Source organism: Hymenobacter fastidiosus (genome assembly GCF_039539565.1).
Lineage (GTDB): Bacteria > Bacteroidota > Bacteroidia > Cytophagales > Hymenobacteraceae > Hymenobacter > Hymenobacter fastidiosus.
Window position 1 is genome coordinate 182,934 of record NZ_BAABDJ010000007.1, and the last position, 14,468, is coordinate 197,401.

The 14,468-nt window shown below is 61.2% G+C and carries 16 protein-coding genes and 1 riboswitch; of the genes, 8 read left to right on the top strand and 8 right to left on the bottom strand.

Going from position 1 to position 14,468, the window contains the following annotated elements:
- Window positions 1-14 precede the first annotated feature (14 nt).
- Window positions 15-1,358 (top strand): hypothetical protein, encoded by a 1,344-nt coding sequence (locus ABD833_RS05770; protein ID WP_345071583.1) that lies wholly within the window; start codon window positions 15-17, stop codon window positions 1,356-1,358.
- A complete protein-coding gene (locus ABD833_RS05775; protein ID WP_345071584.1) occupies window positions 1,355-1,807 on the top strand; it encodes a toxin-antitoxin system YwqK family antitoxin in 453 nt (150 codons plus the stop codon). The genes ABD833_RS05770 and ABD833_RS05775 overlap by 4 nt, the downstream gene beginning before the upstream one ends.
- Here the strand turns inward: ABD833_RS05775 and ABD833_RS05780 are convergent.
- Entirely contained in the window at window positions 1,795-2,310 is a 516-nt protein-coding gene (locus ABD833_RS05780) for a PD-(D/E)XK nuclease family protein (protein WP_345071585.1), read from the bottom strand. The genes ABD833_RS05775 and ABD833_RS05780 overlap by 13 nt on opposite strands.
- Before the next feature lie 111 nt (window positions 2,311-2,421).
- Window positions 2,422-2,623: riboswitch (cobalamin riboswitch) on the top strand.
- Between the two features lie 192 nt (window positions 2,624-2,815).
- Between ABD833_RS05780 and ABD833_RS05785 the strand changes: the two genes are divergently transcribed.
- Genes ABD833_RS05785 through cobC form a run of 5 tightly spaced genes read left to right on the top strand, consistent with a single transcriptional unit; the run spans window position 2,816 to window position 6,336 of the window.
- Entirely contained in the window at window positions 2,816-3,241 is a 426-nt protein-coding gene (locus ABD833_RS05785) for an acyl-CoA thioesterase (protein WP_345071586.1), read from the top strand.
- Between the two features lie 48 nt (window positions 3,242-3,289).
- Window positions 3,290-3,871 (top strand): DUF6580 family putative transport protein, encoded by a 582-nt coding sequence (locus ABD833_RS05790; RefSeq protein ID WP_345071587.1) that lies wholly within the window; start codon window positions 3,290-3,292, stop codon window positions 3,869-3,871.
- Window positions 3,872-4,942, top strand: a complete 1,071-nt coding sequence (cobT, locus tag ABD833_RS05795; protein ID WP_345071588.1) for a nicotinate-nucleotide--dimethylbenzimidazole phosphoribosyltransferase — start codon at window positions 3,872-3,874, stop codon at window positions 4,940-4,942.
- Window positions 4,943-4,987: 45 nt separating this feature from the next.
- Entirely contained in the window at window positions 4,988-5,770 is a 783-nt protein-coding gene (locus tag ABD833_RS05800; protein ID WP_345071589.1) for an adenosylcobinamide-GDP ribazoletransferase, read from the top strand.
- A complete protein-coding gene (gene cobC / locus ABD833_RS05805; protein WP_345071590.1) occupies window positions 5,755-6,336 on the top strand; it encodes an alpha-ribazole phosphatase family protein in 582 nt (193 codons plus the stop codon). The genes ABD833_RS05800 and cobC overlap by 16 nt, the downstream gene beginning before the upstream one ends.
- A gap of 201 nt (window positions 6,337-6,537) precedes the next feature.
- On the opposite strand, the gene ABD833_RS05810 is transcribed toward cobC, so the two are convergent.
- Window positions 6,538-6,729, bottom strand: coding sequence for a hypothetical protein (locus tag ABD833_RS05810; RefSeq protein ID WP_345071591.1), 192 nt, complete (start codon window positions 6,727-6,729; stop codon window positions 6,538-6,540).
- Complete coding sequence (locus ABD833_RS05815) at window positions 6,726-7,418, bottom strand: PD-(D/E)XK nuclease-like domain-containing protein (protein WP_345071592.1); 693 nt, start codon at window positions 7,416-7,418, stop codon at window positions 6,726-6,728. The genes ABD833_RS05810 and ABD833_RS05815 overlap by 4 nt, the downstream gene beginning before the upstream one ends.
- A gap of 37 nt (window positions 7,419-7,455) precedes the next feature.
- Here ABD833_RS05815 and ABD833_RS05820 point away from each other — a divergent pair, with 37 nt between their 5' ends.
- Window positions 7,456-8,022, top strand: a complete 567-nt coding sequence (locus ABD833_RS05820) for a M15 family metallopeptidase (protein ID WP_345071593.1) — start codon at window positions 7,456-7,458, stop codon at window positions 8,020-8,022.
- A gap of 332 nt (window positions 8,023-8,354) precedes the next feature.
- Here the strand turns inward: ABD833_RS05820 and ABD833_RS05825 are convergent, their stop codons facing one another.
- From ABD833_RS05825 to ABD833_RS05845, 5 genes are all read right to left on the bottom strand, one after another.
- Entirely contained in the window at window positions 8,355-10,184 is a 1,830-nt protein-coding gene (locus ABD833_RS05825) for an AIPR family protein (protein WP_345071594.1), read from the bottom strand.
- 109 nt (window positions 10,185-10,293) lie between these two features.
- Window positions 10,294-11,595 (bottom strand): Y-family DNA polymerase, encoded by a 1,302-nt coding sequence (locus ABD833_RS05830; RefSeq protein ID WP_345071596.1) that lies wholly within the window; start codon window positions 11,593-11,595, stop codon window positions 10,294-10,296.
- Entirely contained in the window at window positions 11,570-12,085 is a 516-nt protein-coding gene (locus tag ABD833_RS05835; protein WP_345071598.1) for a LexA family protein, read from the bottom strand. Before ABD833_RS05835 ends, ABD833_RS05830 begins: the two co-directional genes overlap by 26 nt.
- A gap of 447 nt (window positions 12,086-12,532) precedes the next feature.
- On the bottom strand, window positions 12,533-13,429 hold the full coding sequence (locus tag ABD833_RS05840; protein ID WP_345071600.1) for a nucleotidyl transferase AbiEii/AbiGii toxin family protein: 897 nt from the start codon (window positions 13,427-13,429) through the stop codon (window positions 12,533-12,535).
- A complete protein-coding gene (locus ABD833_RS05845; protein WP_345071601.1) occupies window positions 13,401-14,432 on the bottom strand; it encodes a type IV toxin-antitoxin system AbiEi family antitoxin in 1,032 nt (343 codons plus the stop codon). The genes ABD833_RS05840 and ABD833_RS05845 overlap by 29 nt, the downstream gene beginning before the upstream one ends.
- Window positions 14,433-14,468: the final 36 nt, after the last annotated feature.

Here is a 14,468-nt window from a genome sequence, read left to right on the forward strand (position 1 = left end):
TCGCTCCGCCCCCGATGATTCCTTCAACCGTTTTCTGTGCCGCCCTGGTGTGCGGCGCGCACGTGGCCAGCGCGCAGCTGCGGCCCGCCCCCCGCCGCTACGTGCCCGGCCAGGATTCGCTGCGCACGTTTACGGGCGTTGAGCAAGCGACCTACCCGGATGGGAAGCTCCGCGTCTGGAAAGAGCTGGTGAACGGGCAAGCCTCCGGGACGTGGCTGGAATGGTACCCGACGGGTGCCCTCCGCTACCGGGCCGCCTGGCTACAGGGCAAGGGGCACGGGACGTGGGAATACTTCTACCCGACGGGCGGGCGCAAGTCGGCGGAAGTGTATGAGCAGGACGTGCTGGTGGGCTTGGCTCTCCGCTACCACCCGAACGGGCAGGTGGCCACGGAAAGCCCCTACGTGCGCGGGCAGCGGCACGGCTACGTCCGCACCTTTGCCCCGGACGGGACGCCGCTTGCCGCGCTCTACTATCAGCGCGACCAACGGGTGCTCAACGAGCCCGTGCTGTTCGAGCCCGGACTTGTTGCCACCGCCGCGCACCAGGAATGGGACATCACCTTCGAGCCGGACGGCAACACGCTCTACTTCACCCGGCGGCTGGCGGGTACCACGGCCCAGCGCATCTACCGGGCGGTGCGGACGCCCACCGGCTGGAGTGAGCCCCGGCCCGCGGCGTTTTCTACCGGTCCCGACGAGGGGGCCTTCATCACGCCGGATGGCCAGCGGTTCTACTTTGCCTCCATGCGCCCGCTCCCGGGCCAGGCCAAACGCCCGGGCTCCACCGACATGAACTTGTGGGTGATGGACAAAAAGGCGGGCCGCTGGGGGGCGCCGCGGCCCGTATCCGGCCCCGTCAACTTCGTCCAGCGGCCCGGCGAGGCCTGGCCGAAGCACTACGAAGCGGGCCCGGTCACCGACGCCGCCGGCAACCTCTACTACTGGTCGGGCAGCCGCACGGGCGCCGATGCCAATCTGTACGTGGCCCCGCGGCAACCGGATGGCCGTTTTGGCCCGCCCCAGGAACTGCCCGCGCCTCCCAATCACCGGGGCACCGACAGCAGCCCCTGCCTGTCGCCCGATGGCAACCTGCTGTTTTTTGCCTCCTACGACCGCGCCGACGGCCTGGGCCGGGAGGACATCTATTACTGCCGCAAAGTGAACGGGCAGTGGGGCAGCGCCCGGAACCTGGGGCCGGTCATCAACTCCGAGCACAACGACATCTGCCCGCGCTTTTCGCCCGACGGCAAGCACTTCTTCTTCAGCAGCGACCGGGGGGGCGAACTGGACCCGGCGGGGGAACGGGTGTACAGCATTTACTACCTGGAAACGGCCTACTTACTCCTCCAACCATGAAATCCTTCCTCCTACTGACCGGGCTGGCCACGCTGCCCGGCCTCGCCACCCGGCAGACGCCACCTGATACCACCCGCCAGAAACTGGTGGCCATGAGCCAGACGTACCAGCGCCCGGCCCCCGAAGGCAACCGGTACTTCGAGCGGGGCACCACCCGCCCCTACTCTGGTTTGCTCTACGGCCGCTACGCCAACGGCCAGTACCAGACCATTCAGCAGTATCAGGACGGCCTGGGCAACGGGTATTGGATAGACTTCGACCCCGAAGGCCACAAGGAATGCCAGGGCACTTATCGGGCAAATCGGGTAGAAGGTCCGGTTACGTTTTTCTATGAAAATGGCCGCGTGAAGTCCAAAGGACAATACCTGCACTGGAAACGGCCTATTGGCGAGTGGGTCTACTACGATAAGCAAGGCCGCGTGGCGCACCGCATGACCTACACCCGGTAGGTGGCGGTGGGTACGATATGATTCTTTGTAGTGCCCGTTTCTAATGGAGCGAAGCAGCCAGCCGATGGGGTTGTAGCGTGGGCGCGTAGTAGGCGCTGGTACTTCTTACGGCCCTGCTCAATGAGGCCGGGCGTGGCCGTCAGCTCAACCCGCCACACTTCGTAAGGTGCCCTCTTCTGTACGCCTACGATGAGGAAGCGGGTGGCCCCAAGCACGTCAAGGTAAAGGGCGGCCTGGCGGTCGTAATCGCACTTTTCGATGGTGGTCAGGAAGTGGGCGCGGTCGGGGCTGCTGGTGGTTTTAAAGTCGATGAGCGTGAGCTGGCGGCCGGCGTGGCTGCGCACCAATAAATCAGGGCGCAGCTTGACCCCTGCCCCGGTGGCGGTATGGATGGCGGTGTAGGACTGCATAGCATTCAGTACGTGGAGCAGTTTCGTGCCCTCGTGGACGACACAGCCGCTGAATCCCGGCGGCGCGGGCGCGGGCAGCGGCGTGGGCTGCACTTACGCGGGCTGAAACGGCCTGGCGCATACGACGGACCAGGAGCCGGAGGGCCGTAATGGCGGGTGGAAAACCCGTACATTGGCTGCCGTTACGCGGGACGGGCCATTTGCCCGTTTCCAACAACGGAAGGTTTCCGGCTCCGGCCGGGATGAAAAGGGAACCGGGTGCAACTCCCGGACAGACGCGCTACTGTAAATAACCGCCCGCCCTCCGGGGTCGGCAGCGGAGTTCCACGCAGCCATTGCCCGACTTGGGCGAGAAGGCGGAACCCCGGTTACAAGTCAGGAGACCTGCCTTCCGCTGGCTGATGCTGCCCCCCGCGCTTTGGGGCTCTTATCAGGTGTGGCCCCTTCGTGCTCCGCCCGTGGCTGCCGCCGCGTGGCCGAGGTGGGAGTGGGCTGACCAACGAGAGCAACCAGCAGGGGGACAGCGGGCGTGGCCCGGACGGCATGAGCGCCGCCCGGCAGTGTATTGCCTTGTCCGTTTGCCCGTGCCCGCCACCCGATGATAACGCCCGCCCCCCAGCTTGCCCGCGCCGAAACGCGCATTTTCAAAGCCGGCTTTCCTAACACCACCAACCACTACGACACCCTGTTTGGGGGCACTACGCTGCATATGATGGACGAGGTGGCCTTCATCACGGCCACGCGCTTTTCGCGGCTGAAAATGGTGACAGTGTCGTCTGACAAAGTGGATTTCACCCATCCCCTTCCCGGCGGCACGTTGGTCGAGCTGATTGGCAACGTGGTGCGGGTGGGCACCACCAGCCTGCAGGTGCGCGTCGAGTTGTTTGTGGAGCAGACATACTCCGAGGACCGGCAACTGGCCGTCACGGGCCTGTTCACCCTCGTGGCCGTCGATGAGCACCGCTGGCCGGTGCCCATCCGGCCGGTAGCCGCGGGGCCCGCCGCCCCCGAACCAACCGCCTGAGCTACTCCCCCACTTTATTACTGACCACTTCACTTTTTTTGTCGTTTCATGAAAAACCTGTTGACGCCGCGCCCCTGGGTGCTATTGTTGTTTGTGCTGCTGGCCGTGCTGGGCCGGGTGGCGTTGCCCCACTGGCCCCATCTGCCCAACTTTGCTCCCCTCGATTCGCTGGCCCTGTTTGGGGGCGCTTACTTCGCGCGGCGGCGCTGGGCCGTGGCGGTGCCCCTGCTGGGCGTGTGGCTGAGCGACCTGGTGCTGAACTACCAGTACCTGGGCCACGTGCAACTGTTTTATTCGGGCTTCTACTGGCAGTACGGTACCTACGCGCTGCTGGCGCTGCTGGCCCACGCGGGGCTGCACGGGCGCGTGTCGGGGCTGCGGGTGGCCGGGGCCGGCCTGGGCGCGGCGGTGCTGTTCTTTCTGATTACCAACTTCGGCGTGTGGCTGGGCTCGGCCACGTACCCGCAGACGGGAACGGGACTGGCGGCCTGCTACGCGGCCGGCCTGCCGTTTTTCACTCATTCGCTGCTGAGCAACTTCTTCTACTGCACCGTGCTGTTTGGCGGGCTGGAGCTGGCGCAGTGGCGCTTTCCGGCGGTACTGGCCCGGCCGCGCCTGGTCCGCGCCTAGATGAGCGGGTTCCGGATTCCGACGCCGCGCCCGCCCGATGAGGCGCTGGCCGGGGCCATTCAGGCCAAAATCGACGCCAAGACCAAGCCGCTGGGCGCGCTGGGCCAGCTCGAAGCCCTGGCCCGGCAGGTGGCGCTCATCCAGCAAACCCTGACGCCGACCCTGCGCCAGCCCCACGTGCTGGTGTTTGCCGCCGACCACGGCATCGCGGCCGAGGGCGTGAGTGCCTACCCCGCCGACGTGACCCACCAGATGGTGCGCAACTTCGCGGCGGGCGGGGCAGCCATCAACGTATTCTGCCGCCTGCACGGCCTCACGCTGCGCGTGGTGGATGCCGGCGTACGCGGCTCCTTCGCCGACGTGCCGGCCGTGCTCAACCAGAAAATAGCTGAGGGCACCCGCAACTTCCGCCACGCGCCGGCCATGACGGCGGCCGAGTGCCGGCAGGCGCTGGCGCTCGGCGCGGCCCTCGTGGACGACATCCACCGCGCCGGCTGCAACGTCGTTGGCTTCGGTGAAATGGGCATCGGCAACACCAGCAGCGCGGCCGTGCTGCTGCACCTGCTCGGCGGCGTGCCGCTGGCCAGCTGCGTGGGCCGGGGCACCGGCCTCGACGAAGCCGGGCTGGCCCGCAAGCAGGCGGTGCTGGCCGCCGCCGTAGCCGCCCACCCCACCGTGGCCACCGTGGATGGCACCGATGCGCTGACGGTGCTGGCCACGTTCGGCGGCTTTGAAATCGCGCAGCTGTGCGGGGCCCTGCTCCGGGCCGCCGAACTGGGCATGGTGCTGCTCATCGACGGCTTCATTGGCTCGGCGGCGCTGCTGGTGGCCTGGCGGCTGGCCCCGGCCGTGCTGCCGTACTGCGTGTTCAGCCACGAGTCGGCCGAGGGGGGGCACCCGCACCTGCTGCGGGTGCTGGGCGTGCAGCCATTGCTGCGCCTGGACCTGCGCCTGGGCGAGGGCACGGGCAGCGCCCTGGTCTACCCGCTGGTGCAGGCGGCCGTGGCCTTTTTCACTGAAATGGCTTCGTTTGAAAGCGCCGGCGTCTCGCCGGCCGAAGCCGACCAGTAACCAACCCAATTCCTCATTCTTCATTCTTCATTGCTCATTAACCAAATGCGCCGCCAAATACATATTTTCCTGACGGCCGTCATGTTCTACACCCGCCTGCCCTGCCCGGCCTGGGTCGACCATTCGGAGGAATTGCTCAACAAGGCAACGGTGTATTTCCCGGTCATCGGCTGGCTGGCGGGCGCGGTGGCGGCGGCCGTGTACGCGGGGGCGCAGCTGCTGTTTCGCAACGACGACGTGGCCCTGCTGCTGAGCATGGTCGCCAGCGTGCTGTTGACCGGAGCGTTTCACGAAGACGGCTTTGCCGACGTGTGCGACGGGTTCGGCGGCGGCTGGACCAAGTCGAAAATCCTGGACATCATGAAAGACAGCCGCCTGGGCACCTACGGGGCGGCCGGGCTGGGGCTGCTGCTGGCCCTCAAGTTTCTGGCCTTGCGCGGGCTGCCGCCAACCCTGGTGGGGCCGGCGCTGCTGCTGGCCCACCCGCTGAGCCGGACCACGGCCCTGACGTGCATTTTCAGCCACGACTACGCCCGCGACAACGAGGACAGCAAAGCCAAGCCCGTGGCCAAGAAGCTGGGCCGGGCGGAGCTGGCCACCGGGCTGCTGCTGGGGGCGCTGCCGCTGCTGCTATACGCCGCCTGGATGCGGCGGCCGGCCCTGCTGGCAGTGGTGTTGCCCCTGGCGGCCGTGAAATGGTACCTGGCCCGCTACTTCCAGCGCTGGATTGGGGGCTACACCGGCGACTGCCTGGGGGCCATTCAGCAGGTGGCCGAAGTAGCGGTGTACTTGTTCATTCTAGTCTTGTCAGCATGGAGCTTTATTTAATCCGCCACACGGCCGTCGCCGCCACTGGCCTGTGCTACGGCCACTCCGACGTGCCGCTGGCCGATACCTTCGCGGCCGAAGCCACGCGGCTGCGGGCCAAGCTGCCCGTAGCTCTCCCACCCGATGCATCCGCCTGGCGCGTGCTCAGCAGCCCCGCGGCCCGCTGCCGCCGCCTGGCCGAAACACTCTGGCCGGCAACGGCCGTGGAGGAAGATGCCCGGCTCCGCGAGCTGCATTTCGGCACCTGGGAAAACCGTCCGTGGGCGGAGCTGCCCGCAGCCGAGCTGGACCCCTGGATGGCGGATTTCGTGGCGCAGGCCCCACCCGGCGGGGAGACGTTTGCACACCTGCACGAGCGCACGGGCGCGCTGCTGGCCGAGCTGCTGGCCACGCCCGCGGCCGGGCCGGTGGCGCTGGTGACGCACGCCGGGGCGGTGCGCAGCCTGCTGTGCCACGCGCTGGGGCTGCCGCTGGCGCAGGCCTTTCAGCTGGTCATCGACTTCGCGTCGGTATCGGGGCTGCGCCACCAGCACGGACGCTGGGAAGTGCGCTTCGTGAACCGCTGAGGGAAGGCCGGCGGCGTGGCCCACCACGAAAAGCACTGCCTACAACGAGGGCTGGAATTGCTGCTGGCCCGTTTGCCACCTGGCAGCCTTGCCCACCCCGCACCTTCGCGGCCGGGGCGCGGACTTACATTCGGCTGGTACTACGAACCGGAAAGGCCGGCCCCTACTGTTGAGGGGCCGGCCTTTTTTGCATGGAAGAGGCTATTGGTTCTGGGCGGGCGTGGGCGGCGGGGCCACTGGTTTCGGGCCGTTGGTGCGCTGGGGTTTGGGTTGGACGGGGACTTTCGGGGGCTTGGGATGGTCGCGCACCAACTGAATAGGCTGGCCGATGCCCCGCACCTCGGCCCGGATGCGCTTACGGGTGGCCGCGTCGAGGTGCGCGGGGAATTTCACGTGGCGAGGGCAGAACAGGTTTGCGGGGCTGGGCGGCTGGCAGCGGCCACGGCGGCGCGGGCAGCGAAATGCCGGAGAAGGGTGCCGTACTTCTTGCGGCCCTGCTCGATGAGGCCGGGCGTGGCCGTTAGCTCGACGCGCCATACTTCGTGCGGGGCCTTCTTTTGTACGCCAATGATGAGGAAGCGCGTGGCCCCGAGTACGTCCAGGTATAGAGCAGCTTGGCGGTCGTAGTCGTACTTCTCGATGGTAGTCAGGAAGTGGACAAGGTCAGGGCTGCTGGTGGTTTTGAAGTCGATGAGCGTGAGCTGGCGGCCGGCGCGGCTGCGCACCAACAGGTCGGGGCGCAGCTTCACCCCTGCCCCGGTGGCGGTGTGGGTAGCGGTGTAGGATTGTTCGGCCTGGCCCCGATAGAGCAGGTCGCGGCAATACCGCTGTCGGCGCACCTGGCGGGCCAGCTGCTCCAGGTCGGCCCACTTGATGCCGCGCTCGTCGGTGCGGGCGTAGTGCGGGGACTCCAGCACGGCGGTATGGAAATGGGAGCCATAGGCCAGGGCCACGGGGTTGAGCTGGCGGGTGAGGCCCAACAGCTCGTTTTTGAGGTTGCTCAGGTCAGTATTGGAAACCTGGGGCAGGGCGCGGTGCTGGGCCTGGGTCAGGTCGGGGTGGTGCTGGACGTTGGTAAACATGAGGCGGGGCGTTTGATGGCGGCAAAAGGATTTACTGATGGCGGTCGAGGACGCAGGCAAAGCGCTGGGGCTCGTCGGCGCGGTGCAGCCAAATGTGGGCGCCGCCGCAGCCGACTTCATAGGCCGGTTCGGGGAAGAGCTGGCGCACGGCGGGCACGAGGTCGCGCAGGTCGGCCAGCGGGGCGGTGGTGGCGAGGAGTTGGGCCAGCTCGGTCAGGCGGACCGGCTGGCGCAGGCGGTTTCGAGTCTGGGCGCGGCGTATGCGCAGGCCCTGGCCCGGTGGCAGGGTGACCCGGTGCTACGGCTGCTGGGGTTGCCGGTTATTACGGAGTGCTACCGGTCGCCGGAGCGGCAGGAGGATCTGTATCAGCAGGGACGCAGCAAGCCAGGCCCAATTGTAACCTATAAGCGGGGCGGGGAGTCGAAGCACAACTTTTCTCCGAGCCGGGCCCTGGACGTGGCGTTTCTGCTGGCGGATGGGTCGGTATCGTGGTCGGGGCTGCTGCTGAGCAAGTTTGCGCGGCTGATGAAGGCGGCCGATGCGCGGGTGCATTGGGGCGGGGACTGGCCGGGGTTTAAGGACCGGCCGCATTTTGAGGTGTAGTAGGGTGTAAACCAAAACGAGCGGGCCATATGGTCCGCTCGTTTCGTTTAGTCATGGCAGATTGCTGTCTAATACCCCTCTTAGAAAAGACTTTGGACATTAGCAAAATCTGGTCGATAGGCTGCTTCTAGATTGCAGTGCGACAATGGATGGTAGTAGGTTTCATTTTTTTGCTCTGGGGGCAGGCAGCATAGAGGCTGAGGCTACCTGCAAACTGGCAGTCACTGGCAATTATCTAATTGAATTGCGGTCGAAACTAACAGAATGGCAAACTCCGTCTTGGTGCCACTCCAGCGCAATTACGCAGCAAACATAAGATTGCACTAAGGTTCCTAGAGCACTATCTTATCAAGGTTAACCTTTATAGAATAAATAGCTTCAAGCTTTTTCTTTCTATTCTTAAAACTCATAATTTCAGAAATCATACGTCGGTATATATCGTCCTCATAATCGGCATGTATATATGCGTTCAAGTACGATTCCTTGTCTTTTACAAAAGAATCATCACCGCTTTTCACGATATCAGCTACGTCGTCAAGTGCCTGCACAATATCATCAATACTGACGTCTTCCAAGTATTCCGCTAGCAACTTATATACCATATAGACTATAAAGCCATCTTCTATCGTCGATAATATCCTAAAATTATCAACCCTATCCTCTTTATCACCTGCTCCAATTGTCTTTCTATATTCATTTTGGTACACATCGTATATACTGTATGCAAAAAACATCTGACTATACAATGGAGAGTTTATATCACCATTAAATACGGAATTTAAATAATTCTTACTATCTACCGATGCTTGATAAATATCTTTAAAAGCAACTTGCTCTTGAAAGCAAGCAATGTATGGCTCCTCATAGAACGAAGCATACCACAACTTGAGAACAAAGTCACTTCTAACCGTTTTACCAGCGTTAATACTTACTAAATTTGTAAATACCTCCCCCCTTTTCGAGATGTATCCTATGGATTTATGATCAAATACCTCTTTAGCATAAACATTAAAATGCTTATTACTTATTTTATCTTTAAAACTAATAGCACTCTGCGTATTTGTAGCATCTGTAATTTGCTCAACCAAATCAGGGTCACCCGTTTGATATAATCTTATAGTAACGGAAACATCAGCTAAGCTATCCTTATCATCAAGATATTGCTGATATATTATATATGAAGTTTGTAGACCATTAACAATAACAGGATTTACCACAGGAATAATATATTTCCCCATCTGCGCATTTTGTGGAAGCCTAAACTCATCGCAAATAATGGTGATACCATTATTTAAAAAAGGGAAATAATAGCTTTTATCTCCACGAAGAGTTTCTGCAATTTTTTCATTGGTTAAGTTCTTTTTTCCAAGAAACCACCGTATGTTTTCAGAAAACATTTTTTCAATTGTTCCATTGACTTGTTTTTCTTTTTCAAGCATTTCGCATAGCTCTATAGCATCTAGTCTAAAAATAGCTGCTTTAACTTCGTATTTAGAGAAGCTAATCAGACCTTGATTGTCTTTTTGAGATGTAATATTTGAGTTTTGGGGATTAAAAACGTACTCGACCTTATTGCGTCTATTTTGAGATTTTATCAAGGAACTTACTCTTGCATACAAATCATCTGCATCAATTACTTCAAATTCACCCTTGATATTAAATGCATTGAAAGTACTCTCATTTGCCATGTATTTCGAATCTTTGTTATGACCATTATAAAGAAAATATTGCTTTATATCAACAATCTTTCCCTTGTTAAGTAAATTTTTGTATTCAAGTATCTTCTCTTTTAAATCCAACAAATTTGGCTTATCAAGTTTGCTGCCACTGACAAATATTGAACTGCAATCTGACTTGAATTTTTCTATATCGTTCTGCTTCAATGATGGTGAATCCTTGCATTGAAACAGATGCATTGTATACTCCCCGTTATAATCCTCAAAATAGACTCCGTCTATTCCTCCATCCTGTTTCCTCTTTACGATTACGCAGTCTCTAACTTCACCAAATGGCTTATCAAGAACTGAAGCTATCGAGAATATTTCAAAAGCTTCAGACCTGCTAACATTAAATTTTTCGGCAATTTTAGAGAGGTATCCATCCAAGAACATTTTAACATTGTTCACTCTCAGGTCGCTCGAATCATTTTTGGGGTTGCTCATATTATTTTTGTTACACGGTTAAGAAGTAGCCCAATTTGTCAATCAATCAGGAATTGCAAATTTGGACATTATACTAGAAATAAGTTCTGCGACTAAGTTTCGCTGCCCTCTACCCTATCTCCCATAGCTCGTCCCATGAGGTAGTGAAGGCGGGGGTGCGGCGTTGCTGCTGGCCTTGCCAGGGGGCGGGTTGGTTGGGAGTGGAGGTGAGGGCGGTGGCTACCTGGACGGTGGCGCGGCCATAGCGGGCGTTGAGCTGGTCGAGGCGCTGCATGAGGGCCGCGGACTGCGGGCGGGTGACTGCGGGAGCCTTTTCAAACAGGCTTAGCTGGGGCTGGCCGGTCCCCTCGAAGCCATCGAGGACGACGCCGGCTTTTTGATAGATGGTGCCGGGCTGCCAGAGGCGGTCGAGGATGGCGTGGGCATGACGGACCAGCTCCAGAGTGTTGCTGGTGGCGGTGGGCAGGGTAATCTGGGCGGAACGGGTGTGCGGGGGCGGCCCGGAGCCAAAGCGGCTCTGACTGATGAAAACGGTGAGCACGTGGGCCACGGAACCCTGCCGGCGCAGCTTCTCGGCGGCGCGGGAAGCAAAGGCCGTGACAGCCCCGAGCAGATCGGGAAAAGCGGACAAGGGCCGGCCGAAGGTGCGGGTACAGGCGATGCTTTTTCGGCTCAGGCGGCCATCTTCGCCAGGAGCCAACTGGTGGCAGGGAAAGCCTTGCAGCTCGCGCACCAGGCGGGCCCCGACTACGCCGCCGAGGTGGCGGCGGGCCCAGGCCTCAGAGCAGCTGGCCAGGCTGGCGGCGGTGGTGAGACCCAGGGCGTGCAGCCTGGTGGCGTACTGGCGGCCGATGCCCCACACGTCTTCAACGGCTACCTGATTAAGGGCCCACTGGCGGCGTTCGGGGGTGTCGAGGGCTAATACACCATCCAGCGCAGGGTCTTTTTTGGCAACCCGGTTGGCAAGCTTGGCTAAAGTCTTGGTAGGCGCAATACCTACGCAGGTAGGAATGTGGGTACGTTGGCGCACCTGGGCGCGAACTTCCCGGGCATAGGCCTCAAGGGGGCCGTGGTAGCGCTCCATACCATGCAAGCCCAGAAAGGCCTCATCAATGGAATACACTTCGACTTCGGGGGCCACGTCGGTCAGGTAGTTCATCACGCGGCTGCTCATGTCGCCGTAGAGGGCGTAGTTGCTGCTGAACACCCGCACCTGGTGCTGGTCGATGAGGGAGCGGGCCTGGAAGAATGGTTCGCCCATTCTGATGCCGAGGGCTTTGGCCTCGGCGGAGCGGGAGATGATGCAGGCGTCGTTGTTGCTGAGGATTACTACGGGCACGCCGATGAGGGCGGGCTGGAAGGCCCGCTCGCAGCTGACGTAGAAATTATTGCAGTCGACGAGTGCGAACATGCTCCTTAAGCTTACCGTTGATGAATTCGGTCACGGCGTGGGTTACGACGCCCCACACCTCGAAGCCGTCGCCGAGCAGGCTGATGTCGGTGGACTGGTAGGCGGGGTTGTCGGGGACCAGCCAGAAGGTGGAGCCGCGTTTTTCGAGGCGCTTGACGGTGAATTCGCCGTGAATGGCGGCTACGACGATGTGGCCGGGTTCGGGCTTGATGGAGCAGTCGACGGTGATGAGGGCGCCGTCGACAATATGAGAGGGGGCCCCGTCCATGCTGGAGCCTTTGACGCGGGCCATGTAGGTGCAGTCGGGGTGCGGCAGCAGCAAGGCGCTGAGGTCGACGCGGGGGCCGCGGTAGTCGTCGGCGGGGCTGGGAAAGCCGGCGGGGATGGGCGTTTCGCACTCAATTATCCAGATGGGCTCCTGGATAATTTGCAGGATTTCGACGGTGGCCATAGTAGAGGGAGTATGGGTGATGGAGGTGCAAGTAACCACAGATTTACTAATAATGTTAGTTATTTGATTTGACTTCTGCTAATAGCCAATTTTATTAGCTATCGATGATGACGGTTAAGTAGGTGGCGAAAATCGTTTTGCATTAAAAAGCACGTCATACTGAGCTTGTCGAAGCATCTCTACCGCACACTAAACCAATCGTTTAACGACTCGCTAGAGATGCTTCGACAAGCTCAGCATGACGTTCCAAATAGGTCAAACTAATTCTTGTTGGGTACTTGGGTACTTATGGGTATCTGGCTGGGGGTTTGGGAGAAATGGACAGGGCATAAAAAAAAGCGGACCGTGGGGCCCGCTTGGTTTGGTGTGGTAGGTGGCTGCCATACGCCCGACAATAGTGGCGCTTTTGGCATACTCAACATGAGCAGCAAGAGGCTTCCTTCGTCCGCATGACAGCCTATCTGTTTTGGTTTTACTCAACGCGTTTTATTGCGGCGGCGCATCTTCCAGGCCGGTTACCAGCGCTTGGAGCCACTTTTGGCTTCGGGTGACGGTGGGGGCGGTCTGGTCGGCGGGGCTGATGCGCTGGGACATGGCCAGGGCCAGACGGCTGGCGGTGGCCAGCTGGATTTCCTGGGTGAGAATGGCGTGCAGGCGGTTTCGTAGCGGGGGCGACACGACGACGAGGGTTTGCAGCTCCTGCCCCAGCACGCGGATACCGACCATGCGCATGACCTCATCTTCCGTGGCTTCCAGGGCAACCAGCAGCTCGTAGTGGCGCTCGATGATGTCGGCTTCGATAAGGGCGTGATAGTGCTGCAGAATGAGGCGCAGGTCGGTACCGTCTTTACCGCGCTGCTCCGGGCGGTCGTCCCAGGCCAGTAGCTTCAGGGCTACCAGCCCCGGCAGAGTTACGGCCTGCCAGGTAATCTGCTCATTTACTCTGACGGGTTCGGCGGAAGCCAGCACTTCGGCCAGGCCGACGACCGAAATGCGGCTCAGACCCTGGCCGGCGACCTGGACACGCCCGTCCGCATCGGCGATGCCGCCGAAAGGCATCAGGTCTACCTGGATGCCGGTGGGTTCGTGAATCAGGCAGAAGGCGCTGCTGGCGGGGACGGTGAATTGCTCGTGCGCGACCAGCCAGGCACGTAGCTGGTCGTACTCGGCTTCGTGGGCAATGAGCACGGCCAGGTCCACGTCGGTAGTACGGCGGCGCGGGGCGGACCCGAGGGCCGCATCCAGCCACAGGTCGCGGGCGACGGCCCCGACCAGGAAGAAGTCGAGGCCGAGGTGGTGCAGGCCCCGGGTGAGGGCGGGCAGGACCCGGTCGAGGCCCGAGGGGAAGCGCCGCTCAGGCGGGATGCTGGAGATATCGAGCATAGAGTTTTTGGGCGACTTCGCGGTTGCGGGCGTCGCCGCTCAGGAGCAGGTCGGCATACACCAGCAGCGGGGGCACGCACGGGCTGGTGGGGTGGTGGAAATTCAGGCGCTGGTCGAAGGGTTCGAGGACTTCCACGCTGCCGGTGGGGTCGGGCACCAGCCGCAGCTGGCGCATGAGGGCCGGGCGGGTGGCGGTGCTGTAGAGGGTGAAGAACTCGGGCCGCAGGAAGCCGTCGAGCAGCAGGGCGGCGGCGGGCTCCCCACCCCAGTGGGTAGCGGCCCCCAGGGGCTGGTTTTGCCAGCCGCCGGCAGCTTGGTCGGCAGCGAGCCAGCGGTAGCGCTGGGTGGGGAGGTGAGGCCGGAGGGTGTCGCCGTAGCCGGCTACCCAGCGCTGGGTCAGCTCCGGGCGGCGCAGCAGCTGGCGCGGCTCTTCGTCGAGCAGGAAGCCCTGCTGGATGAGGTCGAGCATAACCTGGCCCACGGTGGCCACGGGCGTGTCGGTGCGGGTGGCAATGGTGCGGTAGGGCTGCCGGACCAGGTCGGGCTGGGTGAGCAGGTGGAAGAGCACGCGCAGGCCGCTTTTGCGGAACGCCCGGCCGGCCGTGGTAGCGGTGGCCGCTTTGCGGGGGCGGGGCTGGCCCTGCACCAGGATGTATAAGTCGGCTTCCGGGTGCTGGAGCCAGGCGTTGCCGGCGGCATCGGCGTAGCACAGGCCGTGCTGGCGCAGCTGTCGCCCCATCTCGTCGGATACGTAGGTGGTGACCAGCACCCAGGGGTGCGCGGCCGGGTGGGGCCACAAGGCCAACAACGGCGTGACGGTTTTGAGAACTGTCTCTTTCACCTCCACGGTAAAGACGGCCTGCCTGCCTACCGTCAGCGTGGGCTGCTTTTGCTCATCAGCGGCTATTTGGATAGCCAGCCGTTTTCCCAGCACGGCTTTGAGGGCGGTTTTTACCCGGGTGAGCAGAACCCGCGCGGCGGTGGGCTGTCTATCTTTTTCCATGTGTCTGTTATATGTAGACAAGATAGTAAAAGTAGA

Bases quoted from the DNA above. Each gene is read 5' to 3' on its own strand.
- ABD833_RS05770 (WP_345071583.1), top strand. From the start codon at position 15: ATGATTCCTTCAACCGTTTTCTGTGCCGCCCTGGTGTGCGGCGCGCAC.
- ABD833_RS05775 (WP_345071584.1), top strand. From the start codon at position 1,355: ATGAAATCCTTCCTCCTACTGACCGGGCTGGCCACGCTGCCCGGCCTC.
- ABD833_RS05785 (WP_345071586.1), top strand. From the start codon at position 2,816: ATGATAACGCCCGCCCCCCAGCTTGCCCGCGCCGAAACGCGCATTTTC.
- ABD833_RS05790 (WP_345071587.1), top strand. From the start codon at position 3,290: ATGAAAAACCTGTTGACGCCGCGCCCCTGGGTGCTATTGTTGTTTGTG.
- cobT (WP_345071588.1), top strand. From the start codon at position 3,872: ATGAGCGGGTTCCGGATTCCGACGCCGCGCCCGCCCGATGAGGCGCTG.
- ABD833_RS05800 (WP_345071589.1), top strand. From the start codon at position 4,988: ATGCGCCGCCAAATACATATTTTCCTGACGGCCGTCATGTTCTACACC.
- cobC (WP_345071590.1), top strand. From the start codon at position 5,755: ATGGAGCTTTATTTAATCCGCCACACGGCCGTCGCCGCCACTGGCCTG.
- ABD833_RS05815 (WP_345071592.1), bottom strand. From the start codon at position 7,418: ATGTTTACCAACGTCCAGCACCACCCCGACCTGACCCAGGCCCAGCAC.
- ABD833_RS05820 (WP_345071593.1), top strand. From the start codon at position 7,456: ATGGCGGTCGAGGACGCAGGCAAAGCGCTGGGGCTCGTCGGCGCGGTG.
- ABD833_RS05825 (WP_345071594.1), bottom strand. From the start codon at position 10,184: ATGAGCAACCCCAAAAATGATTCGAGCGACCTGAGAGTGAACAATGTT.
- ABD833_RS05830 (WP_345071596.1), bottom strand. From the start codon at position 11,595: ATGTTCGCACTCGTCGACTGCAATAATTTCTACGTCAGCTGCGAGCGG.
- ABD833_RS05840 (WP_345071600.1), bottom strand. From the start codon at position 13,429: ATGCTCGATATCTCCAGCATCCCGCCTGAGCGGCGCTTCCCCTCGGGC.
- ABD833_RS05845 (WP_345071601.1), bottom strand. From the start codon at position 14,432: ATGGAAAAAGATAGACAGCCCACCGCCGCGCGGGTTCTGCTCACCCGG.